The organism is Enterobacter hormaechei ATCC 49162 (assembly GCF_001875655.1).
Lineage (GTDB): Bacteria > Pseudomonadota > Gammaproteobacteria > Enterobacterales > Enterobacteriaceae > Enterobacter > Enterobacter hormaechei.
This window is the reverse complement of record NZ_MKEQ01000001.1, coordinates 3,365,655-3,382,187: the sequence shown is the minus strand read 5'-3', so window position 1 is coordinate 3,382,187 and position 16,533 is coordinate 3,365,655. Positions and strand designations below refer to the sequence as shown.

The following is a 16,533-nucleotide window of genomic DNA, read 5'->3' as shown; positions in this document are numbered from 1 at the left end:
CTTGTTTTACTCAAGCTCACGCCTTTTTTGCCGATACCCCTATTTTATGGCGAAAAGGATCTCAAAATGACAACACTTAAGCCCGTTTCTCTGTCGGCGATGGAAATCGGCAGCGTAGATAACAGCTCCGGCGGAAACGACATTGCCTCACAAATCAACCGGCTGACCAAACAGATAACGAAAGTCACTCAGCAACTCAAAGAAGTCGCCATGGGTGATGCCTCAGCAGAAGAAAAACAAAAGCAGCAAGAATTACTCGAATCCCAGCTGGCTATGTTGCAGGCACAGCTGGCGCAGTTGCAGCGTCAGCAGGCCGAAGAGGCGATGCCAAAACAGGAAAAAGGTCAGGCAGTCGCGGAAGGCGTTAATAAGCCCTCCGCGGAGCATCAGATTGATATCTACATCTGATTATTGGTTTCGTTGAAGAGTGGATCGCGTGTGCGGGCCTCCATCAAACATCTGGCCTGCATACGCACCACATCCCAGCAGGCATGGGCTGCTCCAGAAAGAGACCTGTTTTTACGGCGTACCAGCATCAGCTGGCGTTCGACACAGGGCACGAAACGCTTCACCGTTAAACGACTCCCCTGCGGGAGTGGCAGCGCCAGCGCCGGTAGCACGCTGATCCCAATCCCTGCCTCGACCATGGGGAAAAGCGTGGCAGGATGCCCAATCTCCTGCACAATGGTTGCCTTAACGCCCTGAGCGACCAGTGCGGCATCTATCAGCGGGCGGCTGCCAGATGCATAATCCTGTAGCACCAGGTTTGCCCCCTGCAAGGCTTGCCAGGTCACCTGTGGCAGCGATGCCAGAGGATCATCATCGCGGCAGAGCAATAAAAAGGGCTCCGAGAGCACCACTTCACATTCCAGGTCGCTTACCGCGCCGGGATCAATAACAATCCCGAAATCCACGTCCCCCTGACGAATGCTCTCCAGTACCCACTGCTGCGGCCTGTCGTGTAAAACAAAATCGATATCCGGATAGCGGTGGTTACTTTCTGCGATGCATTGGGGAATAAGATGCGCCGAAATCGTCTGGCTCGCCGCCACTCTCACGGTGCCGGAAAGCTGTTGCCCGAGCCGTCCCACATCCCTCAACGTACTGTTCAGTTCATCCAGCAGCCTCTCCAGACGCGTTGCCAGCTGCTGTCCCGCTTCGGTGAGGACCACTTCTCGCGTCGTGCGGTCGAGCAGCTTCACGCCGGTTTGGGTTTCCAGCTCTTTAACGCTGTGACTGACGGCCGACTGGCTGAGGCCAATCATCTCCCCTGCCCGGCTAAAGCTGCGGGCCTGCGCGACGGTGACAAAAACGCGAAGCTGACGTAAGGAATAATTCATCTGTTAAATTCATGAATGGATGCAATAAATCAATTTTATTTCTCAAAGGGAAGACAGCACAATAGCGGCATCTGTTTTCAGGAGTGATTATGAAACTTTTTCGTATCCTTGATCCGTTTACGCTGACCCTGATCGGTGTCGTCTTGCTGGCCTCGTTCTTCCCGGCGCGGGGCGGTTTCGTTCCGGTTATTGAAGGGCTGACAACGGCCGCCATCGCCCTGCTGTTCTTTATGCACGGTGCCAAACTCTCCCGGGAAGCCATTATTGCAGGTGGCAGCCACTGGCGTCTCCACCTGTGGGTCATGTGCAGCACCTTCATCCTCTTCCCGGTCCTGGGGGTGCTGTTTGCCTGGTGGGCACCGGTGAATGTCGATCCGGCGCTGTATACCGGTTTCCTCTATCTGTGCATTTTGCCAGCTACCGTGCAGTCCGCTATTGCCTTTACCTCGCTGGCAGGCGGTAACGTCGCGGCTGCGGTCTGTTCTGCTTCCGCTTCCAGCCTGCTGGGGATCTTTGTTTCACCGCTGCTGGTCGGTCTGCTGATGAACATGCACGGTGCAGAAGGTAATCTGGAGCAGGTAGGTAAAATTTGTCTGCAACTGCTGCTGCCGTTTGTGCTCGGACACTTATCCCGTCCCTGGACTGGGGCGTTTGTGGCGAAACATAAAAAATGGATCGGGAAAACGGATCAAAGCTCAATTCTGTTGGTGGTTTATACGGCCTTCAGCGAAGCCGTGGTGAACGGCATCTGGCACAGGGTGGGCGCAGGATCGCTGCTGTTTATTGTGGTGGTGAGCATCGTTCTGCTGGCCATTGTCATCGCGGTTAACGTTTTTGTGGCCCGCAAATGCGGGTTCAATAAGGCCGATGAAATCACCATTGTATTTTGCGGTTCGAAAAAGAGCCTCGCCAACGGGATCCCAATGGCCAATATTCTGTTCCCGACGTCCATAATTGGAATGATGGTGTTGCCGCTGATGATTTTCCATCAGATCCAGCTGATGGTGTGTGCGGTACTGGCGCGGCGTTACAAGGCGCAGACTGAAAAGCTGGCGCAGGAAGAGACCCGCGCCGCGAAAGTTTAAGGGCGTTTCAGGGGCTGCACCAGCTGGGTCAGCCCCTCAGTTTTGATCAGTAACGTGATTGCCATCAGCTCGCCCAGACGCCCGGCGGGGAACTCGTCCTTACGAGCAAACCACAGCAGATACTCCTCGGGTAAATCAATAAGCCTGCGGCCCTTATATTTACCGAACGGCATCTCCGTATTGGCGATCTCAACGAGCTGCTCTTTTTCCACGTTACTCTCCTAACAGGCGCATCATTTCCGCTTCATCGATCACCTCGATGCCAAGCTCCTGCGCTTTTGCCAGCTTCGAACCGGCCGCTTCCCCGGCAATCACCAGGTCGGTTTTCTTTGACACGCTGCCTGCTACTTTTGCCCCCAGCGCCACCAGGCGCGCTTTTGCGTCATCGCGCGAGAGCTGGCTCAGGCTGCCGGTCAGCACCACCGTTTTACCGGCAAACGGGCTGTCGATCTCTTCGGCATTAACCACCACCGGCGCAGGCCAGTGAATCCCCTGCTCCAGTAATTTACCGATCACTTCACGGTTGCTCTCTTCGGCGAAGAAGTTATAGACATGGGTGGCGACCACAATGCCGACATCAGGGACTTTCTGTAGCTCGTCGATGGTGGCTTTCTCCAGCGCGTCCAGCGTGCCGAAATAGGCCGCCAGCCCGGCCGCCGTCGCCTCTCCGACTTCACGAATGCCGAGCGCATAAAGGAAACGGGCAAAGGTGGTGTTTTTGGCCGCCTCGAGCGCGTTGACGATGTTCTGGGCAGATTTCGGACCCATACGATCAAGCCCGGTTAGCTTACCTGCCGTCAGGGTAAAGAGGTCCGCTGGCGTATGAACGTACTCTTTCTCAACCAACTGGTCGATTATCTTGTCACCCATTCCGTCGACATCCATCGCCCGGCGGGAGACAAAGTGCTTCAGGGATTCTTTACGCTGCGCACCACAGATTAAGCCGCCCGTACAGCGCGTTACCGCTTCACCTTCCACGCGCTCAACGTCCGAACCACATACCGGACAATGGGCTGGAAACTCGATGGCGCGGGTATCGGCAGGACGCTCTGATTCCACAACGTTAACCACCTGCGGGATCACATCCCCCGCACGGCGAATCACCACTTTGTCACCAATGCGCAGACCCAGACGCGCAATTTCATCAGCGTTATGCAGCGTGGCGTTACTTACCAGCACGCCAGCCACCTGCACTGGTTCCAGACGTGCCACTGGCGTAATCGCCCCCGTACGTCCTACCTGAAACTCCACGTCGCGAACGAAGGTCATCTGCTCCTGCGCCGGGAACTTAAAGGCGACCGCCCAGCGTGGCGCACGGGCCACAAAACCCAACTGTTCCTGCAATGCCAGGGAGTTGACCTTAATCACTACGCCATCAATATCAAACCCGAGCGTAGGACGATCTTCTTCAACCTTGTGATAGAAGGCCAACACCGCCTCCGGAGAGTCGCAGAGCTGCACGCGATTGCTTACCGGCAACCCCCACTCTTTGAACTGCAATAAACGACCCAGGTGGGTGTCAGGCAGGTCACCGCCTTCCAGGATCCCGACGCCGTAGCAGAAGAAAGTAAGTGGTCGCTTCGCGGTGATACGCGGATCGAGCTGGCGCAGTGAACCTGCCGCCGCGTTACGCGGGTTAGCAAATACTTTTCCGCCGGTACGACGCGCTTCTTCGTTGATCTTCTCGAAGCCCGCCTGCGGAAGGAACACTTCCCCGCGCACTTCCAGCCGGGCAGGAATATTATCGCCACGCAGTTTCAGCGGGATCGCACGAATGGTACGCACGTTGGTGGTGATATCTTCCCCGGTAGTGCCGTCGCCGCGCGTTGCGGCACGCACCATCACACCGTTCTCGTAAAGAATACTGACGGCCAGACCATCCAGCTTTAGCTCGCAGCACCAGCTCAGGTTGTCGACGCTCTTCAGGCGATCCTGTACACGCTTGTTGAAAGCCAGAAAACTCTCTTCATCAAACACGTTATCCAGCGACAGCATCGGCACTTCGTGGCGCACCTGGCTGAAAGCGCCCAGCGGTTCCGCGCCGACGCGCTGCGTTGGGGAATCGGGCGTAATTAGTTCAGGGTGCTGCGCTTCCAGCTCACGCAGTTCACGCATCAGGCGGTCATACTCCGCATCCGGCACTTCCGGTGCATCCATAACATGATAGAGATATTCATGATGGCGAAGCGTGGTTCGCAGTTCAGTAAGTTGTTGTTCGATTGAGTCCATATCGCACCATCAATGAGAAAAACCCCCGACAGGCGGGGGTTGAGGAGGAGTTGACGTTAACGCGACGATTACGCGTTCGCTTCCTTAACTTCGCGGATGCGGTCCTGATACTCGCGCAGTTTCTGCGGCGTCATCATTCGACGCTGATCGTCGAGCACCACACCGCCCACTTCGTCGGCGATGTGCTGAGCGGACTGGAGCATCAGCTTAAAGTTTTGCAGTTCGTCACCGTAGGACGGCACCTGCATAAAGATCGTTACGCCCGGCGTGACGAAATCACCGGTCATTTCCGGGTCAAACGTGCCTGGATTGACCATATTGGCCAGGCTGAACAACGCCGGACCGCTACCGTCAGGGCTGAGGTGGCGATGGAAAATATTCATGTCGCCGAACTTAAAGCCTGCCTGTTGGATGCTGTTAAGCAGCACGTCACCGTTCAGATGGGTGCCATGATGGGCAGCCACGTTCATGATGATCACCGATTCTTTACGCTGCGGCTTTTCAACAACCGGTTCTGGCTCGGCTACTGGCTCTGGCTCAACGCGCGGAGCGGGCTGTGGCGCAGGCGGTTCAGGTTGCGGCTGCGGTTGTTGTACCGGCTGCGGCTGTTGAACAGGCTGTGGCTGTTGCACTGGCTGTGCAGGCTGTTGCACAGGTTGCGGCTGCACAGGCTGTGGCGCAACGGGTTGCTGTTGCACGGGCTGCTGCGGCGGATGACGCACAGGCTCTTCCACTGGCGGCGGCGCTGGCTGGCGCGGCTGGGCAGAGGCATACGGTGGTTGATACTGGTGCTGCGGAGCGCGGGGGGCTTCATGCTCTCCATGCGCTGCGCCGGGCGTAGTATTGACCCGATGAACACGAACTTCACCCACGCCGTCGTCGTCCAGACCGTCGATGTCGTCTTCAACGTCATCGTCGTCACGACTGGACTTCATGCGCTTCAGTGGACGATCGCGAAACATAGAGGAACGCTCTTTACGGCTGGTCCAGAAACCATGTACCAGTAAAGCGATTATGGCGATCGCGCCAACAATGATTAATATCAGACGCAAATCCTGCATCATTATATTCTCTGTTGTTCTAACACCTTGCCACCACGGCAAACATTTACTCACTAAGAGTATTTGCCGTTTACGTCAAGTGCAAGTGTATGCAGAGCATTCACAGCATAAAGATGAACTAAATCGTGCTTTTTGCTGGTTTTTCGAACATTTCCGAACTGGTCATTGGTCCATAACTGGATAATATAGGCGGGCAATTCCACTGGTTGTGTAAAAAGGAGTACAGCCTGGTATGGTTTCAACATCTTCTTCTGCCCCACGTAGCGGGGTCTGGTACTTTTCTCAGGGCTGGAAACTGGTCTCCCTGCCGGGCATTCGACGCTTCGTTATTTTGCCGTTACTGATCAACATTATTCTGATGGGCGGGGCCTTCTGGTGGCTGTTCACCAGACTGGAAAGCTGGATCCCTTCTCTGATGAGCTATGTGCCGGACTGGTTACAGTGGCTAGACTACCTGCTCTGGCCGATTGCGGTCATTTCCGTGCTGCTGGTTTTCGGCTATTTCTTTTCGACGATAGCAAACTGGATAGCCGCGCCGTTCAACGGTCTGCTGGCCGAACAGCTGGAAGCGCGACTGACCGGTGCGACGCCACCTGACACGGGCGTACTGGGTATCGTGAAAGATCTCCCCCGTATCATGAAGCGTGAATGGCAGAAGTTCGCCTGGTACCTGCCGCGCGCGATTGTGCTGCTTATCCTTTATTTTGTACCCGGGATCGGCCAGACGGTCGCGCCCGTGCTGTGGTTCCTGTTCAGCGCCTGGATGCTTGCTATCCAGTACTGCGACTATCCGTTCGATAACCACAAAGTGCCGTTTAAAGAGATGCGAACTGCCCTGCGCACTCAGAAGGTTGCCAACATGCAGTTTGGTGCCCTCACCAGCCTGTTCACCATGATCCCTTTCCTGAATTTATTCATCATGCCCGTTGCCGTTTGCGGCGCGACGGCAATGTGGGTGGACTGCTACCGTGCTAAGCACGCGTTATGGAAGTAATGCAAAAATGTGTAAAACAGGGGTGGCTTATGCCGCCCCTTATTCCATACTGATCCCCATTATTTCCTTGCAGCATATAGATATGCGATTTCCTTACTTCCCCATACTTATTCAACAGGTATGCTGGGTCGGTATCCCAATTTCATACAGTTAAGGACAGGCCATGAGTAAGATTTATGAAGACAACTCGCTGACTATCGGTCATACGCCCCTGGTTCGACTGAACCGTATCGGTAATGGACGCATTCTGGCGAAGGTCGAATCTCGTAACCCAAGCTTCAGCGTGAAATGCCGTATCGGTGCGAATATGATTTGGGATGCTGAAAAGCGTGGCGTGCTGAAACCTGGCGTTGAGCTGGTTGAACCCACCAGCGGCAATACCGGTATCGCTCTGGCCTATGTTGCGGCGGCGCGCGGCTATAAGCTGACGCTGACTATGCCTGAAACCATGAGCATTGAGCGCCGTAAGCTGCTGAAAGCGCTGGGTGCGAATCTGGTTCTGACCGAAGGCGCGAAAGGCATGAAGGGCGCGATTCAGAAAGCCGAAGAAATTGTCGCCAGCGATCCGGCAAAATATCTGCTGCTTCAGCAGTTCAGCAATCCGGCCAACCCGGAAATTCATGAGAAAACCACCGGCCCGGAAATCTGGGAAGATACCGACGGTCAGGTTGATGTGTTTATCTCCGGCGTAGGCACCGGCGGTACGCTGACCGGGGTGTCTCGCTATATTAAAGGCACGAAAGGTAAAAAAGACCTGATTACCGTTGCCGTTGAGCCAACCGACTCACCGGTTATCGCGCAGGCGCTGGCGGGCGAAGAAATTAAGCCAGGCCCACACAAAATTCAGGGTATCGGCGCAGGCTTTATTCCAGGCAACCTGGATCTGAAGCTAATTGATAAAGTGGTCGCCATTACCAATGAAGAAGCCATTTCTACGGCGCGTCGCCTGATGGACGAAGAAGGCATTCTGGCGGGTATCTCTTCCGGTGCGGCGGTTGCGGCAGCCCTCAAACTTCTGGAAGATGAAACCTTTACCAATAAGAACATTGTGGTTATCCTACCGTCTTCGGGTGAGCGTTACTTAAGCACAGCACTGTTTGCCGATCTCTTCACTGAGAAAGAACTGCAACAGTGATGCCAGCATGTTAAAAACGCGTAAAAAAGCACCTTTTCAGGTGCTTTTTTGTGGCCTGCTTCAAACTTTTACCCCTCCTGGCATTGCTTCACCCCGTTGGGTCTGGTATTTAAACCAGCAATTATTTTGATGCGCGAAATTAATCGGTGAACGAAATAGCGCTGCTGAATCGATTTTATGATTTGGTTCAAGTCTTGCTTTCACTGCATAATGTTTAATGACGATTGAAACGTCAGCGCTAACTATACAGGCTAAAGTTAAGTCGCCAGGCTAGACTTTAGTTCCACAACACTAAACCTATAAGTTGGGGAAATACAATGTTCCAGCAAGAAGTTACCATTACCGCTCCGAACGGTCTGCACACCCGCCCTGCTGCTCAGTTTGTTAAAGAAGCGAAAGGCTTCACTTCTGAAATCACTGTGACTTCCAACGGCAAAAGCGCTAGCGCAAAAAGCCTGTTCAAGCTGCAAACTCTGGGCCTGACTCAGGGTACCGTTGTCACCATCTCCGCGGAAGGTGAAGACGAGCAGAAAGCAGTTGAGCATCTGGTTAAGCTGATGGCTGAACTCGAGTAAGTTTACCGGGTTCTTTTCAATATCAGTCACAAGTAAGGTAGGGTTATGATTTCAGGCATTTTAGCATCCCCGGGTATCGCTTTCGGCAAAGCATTGCTGCTGAAAGAAGACGAAATCGTCATTGACCGGAAAAAAATTTCTGCCGACAAGGTTGATCAGGAAGTTGAACGTTTTCTGAGCGGTCGTGCCAAGGCATCTGCGCAACTGGAAGCGATTAAAACTAAAGCTGGCGAAACTTTCGGTGAAGAAAAAGAAGCCATCTTCGAAGGGCACATTATGCTGCTTGAAGATGAGGAGCTGGAGCAGGAAATCATAGCCCTGATTAAAGATAAAGGCATGACGGCTGACGCGGCTGCGCATGAAGTTATCGAAGGTCAGGCATCTGCCCTGGAAGAGCTGGACGATGAATACCTGAAAGAACGTGCGGCTGACGTACGTGACATCGGTAAGCGCCTGCTGCGCAACATCCTGGGTCTGGCCATTATCGATCTGAGCGCGATTCAGGACGAAGTGATCCTGGTTGCCGCTGACCTGACCCCGTCTGAAACCGCACAGCTGAACCTGAACAAGGTGCTGGGTTTCATCACCGACGCAGGTGGCCGTACCTCCCACACCTCCATCATGGCGCGTTCTCTGGAACTGCCTGCTATTGTGGGTACCGGTAGCGTCACCTCTCAGGTGAAAAACGACGACTATCTGATTCTGGATGCCGTAAACAACGTGGTTTACGTCAACCCAACTAACGATGTGATCGAGCAACTGCGTTCCGTTCAGGAGCAGGTTGCTACCGAGAAAGCGGAACTCGCTAAACTGAAAGATCTGCCAGCCATCACGCTGGACGGTCATCAGGTTGAAGTGTGCGCTAACATCGGTACCGTACGCGACGTTGACGGCGCTGAGCGCAACGGTGCGGAAGGTGTAGGTCTGTATCGTACTGAATTCCTGTTCATGGACCGCGACGCCCTGCCAACGGAAGAAGAGCAGTTTGCAGCGTACAAAGCGGTTGCGGAAGCATGCGGCTCGCAGGCCGTTATCGTCCGTACCATGGACATCGGTGGCGACAAAGAGCTGCCGTACATGAACTTCCCGAAAGAAGAGAACCCGTTCCTGGGCTGGCGTGCCGTGCGTATCGCCATGGATCGCAAAGAGATCCTGCGTGACCAGGTTCGCGCTATTCTGCGTGCCTCTGCTTTCGGTAAGCTGCGCATCATGTTCCCGATGATCATCTCTGTTGAAGAAGTGCGTGCGCTGAAGAAAGAGATCGAAATCTACAAACAGGAACTGCGTGACGAAGGTAAAGCCTTTGACGAATCCATTGAGATCGGCGTGATGGTGGAAACACCGGCAGCCGCGACCATTGCGCGTCATTTAGCCAAAGAAGTTGATTTCTTTAGTATCGGTACCAATGATTTAACGCAGTACACCCTGGCAGTTGACCGTGGTAATGATATGATTTCACATCTCTACCAGCCAATGTCACCGTCCGTACTGAATTTGATCAAGCAAGTTATTGATGCTTCTCATGCAGAAGGTAAATGGACTGGCATGTGTGGTGAGCTTGCAGGCGACGAACGTGCTACACTTCTGTTGCTGGGTATGGGTCTGGACGAATTCTCTATGAGCGCCATTTCCATCCCGCGCATTAAGAAGATTATCCGTAACACGAACTTCGAAGATGCGAAGGTGTTAGCAGAGCAGGCTCTTGCTCAACCGACAACGGACGAGTTAATGACGCTGGTTAACAAGTTCATTGAAGAAAAAACAATCTGCTAATCCACGAGATGCGGCCCAATTTACTGCTTAGGAGAAGATCATGGGTTTGTTCGATAAACTGAAATCTCTGGTTTCTGATGACAAGAAAGACTCCGGAACTATTGAGATTGTTGCTCCGCTCTCCGGCGAGATCGTCAACATCGAAGACGTGCCGGATGTAGTGTTTGCTGAGAAAATCGTTGGTGATGGCATTGCTATCAAACCAACTGGCAACAAAATGGTTGCTCCAGTTGACGGCACCATCGGTAAAATTTTTGAAACCAACCATGCGTTCTCTATCGAATCCGATAGCGGTATCGAACTGTTCGTTCACTTCGGTATCGACACCGTTGAACTGAAAGGCGAAGGCTTCAAACGTATCGCGGAAGAAGGCCAGCGTGTTAAAGTTGGCGACCCGGTGATTGAATTCGATCTGCCACTGCTGGAAGAAAAAGCGAAGTCTACCCTGACTCCGGTTGTTATCTCCAACATGGACGAAATCAAAGAACTGATCAAACTGTCTGGCAGCGTCACCGTGGGTGAAACCCCGGTTATCCGCATCAAGAAGTAATTCTTGCCGCACAGAAAAATGGCGCCTTCGGGCGCTATTTTTGTTTATGCAGGCAGGATAAGCTCGTCATAGCCTTTCGACTGCGTATAGATCATAACGTCAGTCACCCGATCTCCCGCCATGCGAATGGCGTCAGCCACGGTTTTCCCGCCGACAATACCGCTGACCAGCTCTGAACAGAACAGATCGCCCGTTCCTTTCAGATCCGTCTCTACGCGCGGGTGCGCGCTTACGGTAACCCCCTCTTCACTTACCAGCACGACGTGAATATTCTGCGGATCGTCGGCCACTGGCGCGCTGGTGATAGCCACCCATTTCAGCGAGTCGGACAGCAGCCCCTGCGCGGCGGCAATGGCGCTCTCTGGCGTACGGCACGGTTTACCACTCAACACTTCCAGCTCAAACACGTTAGGCGTTATGCCCTGGGCCAGCGGCAACAGATGCTCACGGTAGGCTTCAGGAATATCAGGCTTCACGTACATCCCGCTGTCGATGTCCCCGATTACCGGGTCAACCAGCACCAGGAGATCGGGGTGTTGTACTTTGATCGCCTTCAGCCACTGCGCCAGCAGCACGATCTGGCTGGCGCTGCCCATATAGCCGGTAGTGACCGCTTTTAGCTCGCGCAGGATCTCGCGCTCTTCCAGCGCCTTCAGGTAGCCGCTGAACCACTCATCCGGGATCACACCGCCGTAGAAAGTGTCGTAATGCGGCGTATTGCTGAACAGCACCGTCGGCACGGCGGTAACGTTCAGCCGGTGGGTGCGAATATTCGGCACCGCTATACTGTTACCCACGCTGCCGTACACCACCTGCGACTGAACGGCGACAATATCGGTTTGCTGCGCCCGGGTGTTATCCCGGAATAAAATCATCTCCATGACGCTTAGATCCCCGCCCCCTGCGAATAACTCTCTTCACCAAAGACACCGGTAGACAGGTAGCGATCGCCGCGATCGCAAATAATCGCGACGACCACCGCCCCCGGCGTGGACTTGGCCACCCGGATCGCGCCCGCTACGGCACCACCAGAGCTGACGCCGCAGAAGATACCTTCACGCACGGCCAGCTCACGCATGGTATTTTCCGCCTCACGCTGGTGAATATCCAGCACCTGATCCACAAGCTGCGCATTAAAGATGCCCGGCATATACTCCGCTGGCCAGCGACGAATGCCCGGTATGCTGCTCCCCTCCTCCGGCTGGAGGCCCACAATAGTGACCGCTTTTTCCTGCTCGCGCAGAAAACGGGACACACCGGTGATTGTGCCCGTAGTCCCCATGCTGGAGACAAAGTGGGTGATGCGTCCGTCGGTTTGCTGCCAGATTTCCGGGCCGGTGGTGGTGTAGTGCGCGTACGGGTTGTCCGGGTTGTTGAACTGGTCGAGCAGCTTGCCTTCCCCGCGCTCGGCCATCGCTAACGCCAGGTCGCGTGCCCCTTCCATCCCCTGCTCTTTGCTCACCAGAATCAGCTCGGCCCCATACGCGCGCATGGCGGCCCGGCGCTCCTGGCTCATGTTATCCGGCATCAGCAGCTTCATGCGATAGCCTTTCAGGGCGGCAATCATCGCCAGCGCAATGCCGGTATTACCGCTGGTGGCTTCGATCAGCACGTCGCCGGGCTTTATCTCGCCGCGCTTTTCGGCCTGGACAATCATCGACAGTGCCGCCCGGTCTTTTACCGACCCCGCCGGGTTATTGCCTTCAAGTTTGACCCAGATTTCGCTGCCGTTGTCACACCCCATGCGCTGAAGTTTGACCAGAGGGGTGTTGCCGATGGTGTGTTCGAGTGTATTCACGATTTTTACTCAATAAAAAAGCCGGGTGGCGCTTAGCTTACCCGGCCTACAAGACGCAGTGATAACTGTAGGCCCGGTCAGCGTAGCGCCACCGGGCGATAAACATACTAATAACCTATCAGGCTGATTCCGCCAGAGCAATATCCTCGCGCGTCTCGATGCGCTCGTTGCCGTGATAAATGCGCGCGTGTTGCAGACCCACAAACAGGCGTTCGCCCCGGTGCGGCGGCACGTCGTCACGCATAACCACGGTCAGCGGCTCGGTGTACCAGCCCAGGGGCTGTACTACCAATTGGGTGTAGTGACCTTTAGGGCTAGCTTCCAGCACCTGCACCGGAAGCGGTGAATCCAGGCTGGTACGGCGGCTGACATCCACTTCCCACGGACGCAGGAACAGATCGACCGGCCCCTGATGTGCTGAGGTATACCCCAGCGGCCAGCGGTGCGCACCAACGTGGAACTGCCCCCCGCGAATGGTGCCCTGAAGGCGGTTTACTTCCCCCATAAACTCCAGCACAAAGCGGGTCGCCGGTTCACGCCAGAGCTGCTCTGGCTCGTCAACCTGCTCAATGTTGCCCTGACTCATCACCACCACGCGGTCGGCCACTTCCATCGCCTCTTCCTGATCGTGGGTGACGAAAACGCTGGTGAACTGGAGTTCCTCATGCAGCTGACGCAGCCAGCGGCGCAGCTCTTTTCGCACCTGGGCATCCAGCGCGCCGAACGGTTCGTCCAGCAGCAGAATTTGCGGTTCAACGGCTAACGCGCGCGCCAGCGCCACACGCTGCTTCTGCCCGCCGGAAAGCTGTGCCGGGAAGCGGTCCGCCAGATGGGCAAGCTGCACCATCTCAAGCAGTTTGGTCACTTTCGCTTTGATGGTGGCAGCATTCGGACGCTCACGACGCGGCAGCACGGTCAGGCCAAACGCGATGTTGTCGAATACCGTCATATGGCGGAACAGCGCGTAATGCTGGAATACAAAGCCCACTTTACGGTCGCGGGCATGCAGGCGGCTCACGTCGGTGCCGTGGAAGCGGATGTGTCCGCTGGTCTGGTGTTCAAGCCCGGCGATAATACGCAGCAGCGTGGTTTTACCGGAGCCAGACGGCCCCAACAGCGCCACCATTTGTCCGGAAGGGATATCCAGCGAGATATCATTCAGCACCTGGGTGCGACCAAAAGACTTCTTAATATTGGCAATCTCAATGCTCATGATTTCCCTCCTGATGCTGACGTTTTTCCTGATTCTCTAAACGCCACTGCACCACACTCTTCAAAAACAGGGTCAAAATGGCCATCAGCGTCAGCAACGCTGCGGCAGTAAACGAGCCGATGGTGTTGTAGTCCTGCTGTAATAATTCAATCTGTAACGGCAGCGACAGGGTTTCACCCCGAATGGAACCGGAGACGACGGATACGGCACCGAACTCGCCAATCGCACGGGCGTTGGTCAACACCACGCCGTAAAGCAGCGCCCAGCGAATATTCGGCAGCGTGACGCGGCGGAACATCTGCCAGCCGGAAGCGCCGAGCAGCACCGCGGCTTCATCTTCATGGCTGCCCTGGCTGAGCATCACCGGCACCAGTTCGCGTACCACGAACGGACAGGTGACAAAGACCGTCACCAGTACCATTCCCGGCCATGCGAACATAATTTGCAGGTCGTGCTCATCCAGCCAGCCGCCCAGCGGACCGTTGGAGCCGTAGAAGAGCAGATAAACCAGGCCCGCCACCACCGGCGACACCGCAAACGGGATATCCAGCAGGGTCAGCAGTAGCTGACGCCCCGGGAAGTTAAAGCGCGTTACCAGCCAGGCCAGCAATACGCCAAACACCAGATTCACCGGGACGGTGATCAGGGCAATCATCACCGTCAGCCAGATGGCGTGGAGCATGTCCGGATCGGCCAGGTTGTTCAGCGCAGGCATCAGCCCCTCACTGAACGCATGAACAAAGATATAAACCGTTGGTACGACGAGAATTAACGTTGAAACCAGCACGCCGGTACCAATTAAAAACCATTTACCCCAGTTGATGCGGGGTGCGTCATAGCGCTTCAATTGCGTAACTTCCGCCATCAGTGACCTACCACACGTCGACCAAAGCGACTTTGCAGAGTGTTAATCGAGAACAGCAGCAACAGCGACGCGGCAAGGATCACCGAGGCAATCGCGCTCGCGGCCGGATAATCAAACTCCTGCAAACGGACAAAAATCATCAGCGAGGTTACTTCCGTTTTCCACGCGATGTTCCCGGCGATAAAAATAACCGCGCCAAATTCGCCGAGGCTGCGGGTAAAGGAGAGCGCCACTCCCGCCAGCAAGGCCGGAGACAGTTCCGGCAGCACAACCTTACGGAAACTCTGCCAGCGCGTGGCGCCGAGGGTTTCTGCGGCCTCTTCGTATTCCGGGCCTAACTCTTCCAGCACCGGCTGCACGGTACGCACCACAAACGGGATGCTGGTGAAGGCCATCGCCACCGCGATACCGAGCCAGGTATAGGTCACTTTAATATCAAACTTCGCCAGCCATTCGCCGTAAAACCCGTTCACCGAGAACAGCGACGCCAGCGTCAAACCGGCCACCGCAGTAGGCAGCGCAAACGGCAGATCCATCAGCGCGTCGAGCAGCGTACGCCCCGGAAAGCGGTAGCGGGTTAAGATCCACGCCATCAGCAGGCCAAACACGCCGTTAAAAATCGAGGCCACAAACGCCGAAAGCAGCGTCACTTTGTATGCCGCCACCACCTGTGGGTTGGTGACCACTTCCCAGTACTGGGACCAGCTCATCTCAGCAACCTGCATTACCAGCGCGCTGAGCGGTAACAATAAAATCAGACAGACGAACAGCAGGCTGGTCCCGAGGCTTAAGGTAAAGCCCGGCAGCACGCGTTTTGTCGAGACTGCAAACATTACTTACGCCCCGCCGCCAGCAATTTATCTAACTCACCGCCGCTGGCAAAATGCGTTTTCATCACCTCAGGCCAGGCGCCGAAATGGTCTTCCACGCGGAACAGTTCGGTCTGCGGGAATTTGTCTTTCAACTTGTTCATCACGTCCGGATTGTTGACGCGATAGTAGTAGTCGGTGATCACCGTCTGCGCCTGCGGGCTGTACAGATAGTTGAGGTAGGCTTTTGCCGCTTTCTCCGTGCCGTTGGCTTTGACGTTTTTATCCACCCACGCCACCGGGAACTCGGCCAGAATATTGGTTTTCGGGATAACGACCTCAAAACCCTGCGCTTCGTACTGCTTGCGGATGTTATTCACTTCAGATTCAAAGCTGATCAGCACGTCGCCCAGCCCGCGTTCGGCGAAGGTGGTGGTAGCACCCCGACCGCCGGTATCAAACACTTCGACGTTTTTCAGGAACTGGGTCATAAACTGTTCGGTTTTCGCTTTATCGTTACCGTCCGCTTTGTCCGCTGCGCCCCACGCCGCCAGATAGGTATAACGCGCGTTACCGGAGGTTTTCGGATTCGGGAAGATCAGCTTGACGTCAGAACGCACCAGGTCGTTCCAGTCGTGGATGTTTTTCGGGTTGCCCTTGCGCACCAGGAAGCCCATGGTGGAATAGAACGGCGAGCTGTTGTTCGGCAGACGACTTTGCCAGTCCGCCGGGATCAGCTTGCCTTTGTCGTGCAGGATCTGCACGTCAGTCACCTGGTTGTAGGTCACCACATCCGCTTTCAGCCCCTGCAAAATAGCCAGCGCCTGTTTGGATGATCCCGCGTGAGATTGTTTGATGGTCAGCTTGTCGCCGTTATTCTCTTTCGCCCACTGCTGTTCAAATGCGGGATTAAGGGCAGCAAACAGCTCGCGCGAAACATCATAAGAACTGTTCAGCAACTCGGTTGCCTGCGCCTGTGCCACCAGCAGTAAACCTGCCAGTGCCAGCGATCCTTTTTTCAGTACAGTAACGGTCATTGCGCACCCTTATAAATGTGATGACTATCTTATAGTCATAATATTTATAACGGAGTCTAAAGGAGTAAC

17 protein-coding genes are annotated in these 16,533 nt (G+C 55.0%); 7 read left to right on the top strand and 10 right to left on the bottom strand.

Going from position 1 to position 16,533, the window contains the following annotated elements:
* Positions 1–66: 66 nt before the first annotated feature.
* Positions 67–408 (top strand): FlxA-like family protein, encoded by a 342-nt coding sequence (locus tag BH712_RS16800; protein ID WP_032673985.1) that lies wholly within the window; start codon positions 67–69, stop codon positions 406–408.
* Here the strand turns inward: BH712_RS16800 and BH712_RS16795 are convergent.
* The gene (locus tag BH712_RS16795) at positions 399–1,340 is read right to left on the bottom strand and encodes a LysR family transcriptional regulator (RefSeq protein ID WP_006811447.1); all 942 of its coding nucleotides are present in this window, start codon (positions 1,338–1,340) and stop codon (positions 399–401) included. The two genes, BH712_RS16800 and BH712_RS16795, sit on opposite strands and share 10 nt — an antisense overlap.
* Positions 1,341–1,429: 89 nt before the next feature.
* On the opposite strand from BH712_RS16795, the gene BH712_RS16790 reads away from it, so the two are divergent.
* The gene (locus tag BH712_RS16790; protein WP_006811448.1) at positions 1,430–2,425 is read left to right on the top strand and encodes a bile acid:sodium symporter family protein; all 996 of its coding nucleotides are present in this window, start codon (positions 1,430–1,432) and stop codon (positions 2,423–2,425) included.
* Here BH712_RS16790 and BH712_RS16785 read toward each other — a convergent pair.
* The 3 genes from BH712_RS16785 to zipA form a co-directional block, all read right to left on the bottom strand.
* Positions 2,422–2,637, bottom strand: a complete 216-nt coding sequence (locus BH712_RS16785; RefSeq protein ID WP_003861328.1) for a DUF3820 family protein — start codon at positions 2,635–2,637, stop codon at positions 2,422–2,424. The two genes, BH712_RS16790 and BH712_RS16785, sit on opposite strands and share 4 nt — an antisense overlap.
* A 1-nt stretch (position 2,638) precedes the next feature.
* Positions 2,639–4,654, bottom strand: a complete 2,016-nt coding sequence (gene ligA / locus BH712_RS16780; RefSeq protein WP_006811449.1) for an NAD-dependent DNA ligase LigA — start codon at positions 4,652–4,654, stop codon at positions 2,639–2,641.
* Positions 4,655–4,722: 68 nt separating this feature from the next.
* Complete coding sequence (gene zipA, locus BH712_RS16775; protein WP_006811450.1) at positions 4,723–5,718, bottom strand: cell division protein ZipA; 996 nt, start codon at positions 5,716–5,718, stop codon at positions 4,723–4,725.
* A gap of 229 nt (positions 5,719–5,947) precedes the next feature.
* On the opposite strand from zipA, the gene cysZ reads away from it, so the two are divergent.
* The 5 genes from cysZ (at position 5,948) to crr (ending at position 10,742) form a co-directional block, all read left to right on the top strand.
* A complete protein-coding gene (cysZ, locus tag BH712_RS16765) occupies positions 5,948–6,709 on the top strand; it encodes a sulfate transporter CysZ (RefSeq protein ID WP_006811452.1) in 762 nt (253 codons plus the stop codon).
* A gap of 163 nt (positions 6,710–6,872) precedes the next feature.
* Positions 6,873–7,844 (top strand): cysteine synthase A, encoded by a 972-nt coding sequence (gene cysK, locus BH712_RS16760; RefSeq protein ID WP_006811453.1) that lies wholly within the window; start codon positions 6,873–6,875, stop codon positions 7,842–7,844.
* Positions 7,845–8,161: 317 nt separating this feature from the next.
* Positions 8,162–8,419 (top strand): phosphocarrier protein Hpr, encoded by a 258-nt coding sequence (ptsH, locus tag BH712_RS16745; RefSeq protein ID WP_000487600.1) that lies wholly within the window; start codon positions 8,162–8,164, stop codon positions 8,417–8,419.
* A gap of 45 nt (positions 8,420–8,464) precedes the next feature.
* On the top strand, positions 8,465–10,192 hold the full coding sequence (gene ptsI / locus BH712_RS16740; RefSeq protein ID WP_006811455.1) for a phosphoenolpyruvate-protein phosphotransferase PtsI: 1,728 nt from the start codon (positions 8,465–8,467) through the stop codon (positions 10,190–10,192).
* A 40-nt stretch (positions 10,193–10,232) separates the two neighbouring features.
* Positions 10,233–10,742, top strand: coding sequence for a PTS glucose transporter subunit IIA (gene crr / locus BH712_RS16735; protein WP_003861316.1), 510 nt, complete (start codon positions 10,233–10,235; stop codon positions 10,740–10,742).
* Positions 10,743–10,786: 44 nt separating this feature from the next.
* On the opposite strand, the gene pdxK is transcribed toward crr, so the two are convergent.
* From pdxK to BH712_RS16705, 6 genes are all read right to left on the bottom strand, one after another.
* A complete protein-coding gene (pdxK, locus tag BH712_RS16730) occupies positions 10,787–11,623 on the bottom strand; it encodes a pyridoxine/pyridoxal/pyridoxamine kinase (protein WP_006811456.1) in 837 nt (278 codons plus the stop codon).
* 5 nt (positions 11,624–11,628) lie between these two features.
* Positions 11,629–12,540, bottom strand: coding sequence for a cysteine synthase CysM (gene cysM / locus BH712_RS16725; RefSeq protein WP_006811457.1), 912 nt, complete (start codon positions 12,538–12,540; stop codon positions 11,629–11,631).
* Positions 12,541–12,658: 118 nt separating this feature from the next.
* Positions 12,659–13,753, bottom strand: coding sequence for a sulfate/thiosulfate ABC transporter ATP-binding protein CysA (cysA, locus tag BH712_RS16720; RefSeq protein WP_006811458.1), 1,095 nt, complete (start codon positions 13,751–13,753; stop codon positions 12,659–12,661).
* On the bottom strand, positions 13,743–14,618 hold the full coding sequence (cysW, locus tag BH712_RS16715) for a sulfate/thiosulfate ABC transporter permease CysW (RefSeq protein ID WP_006811459.1): 876 nt from the start codon (positions 14,616–14,618) through the stop codon (positions 13,743–13,745). Before cysW ends, cysA begins: the two co-directional genes overlap by 11 nt.
* The gene (cysT, locus tag BH712_RS16710) at positions 14,618–15,451 is read right to left on the bottom strand and encodes a sulfate/thiosulfate ABC transporter permease CysT (RefSeq protein ID WP_006811460.1); all 834 of its coding nucleotides are present in this window, start codon (positions 15,449–15,451) and stop codon (positions 14,618–14,620) included. Before cysT ends, cysW begins: the two co-directional genes overlap by 1 nt.
* The gene (locus tag BH712_RS16705) at positions 15,451–16,464 is read right to left on the bottom strand and encodes a sulfate ABC transporter substrate-binding protein (protein ID WP_006811461.1); all 1,014 of its coding nucleotides are present in this window, start codon (positions 16,462–16,464) and stop codon (positions 15,451–15,453) included. Before BH712_RS16705 ends, cysT begins: the two co-directional genes overlap by 1 nt.
* Positions 16,465–16,533 lie beyond the last annotated feature (69 nt).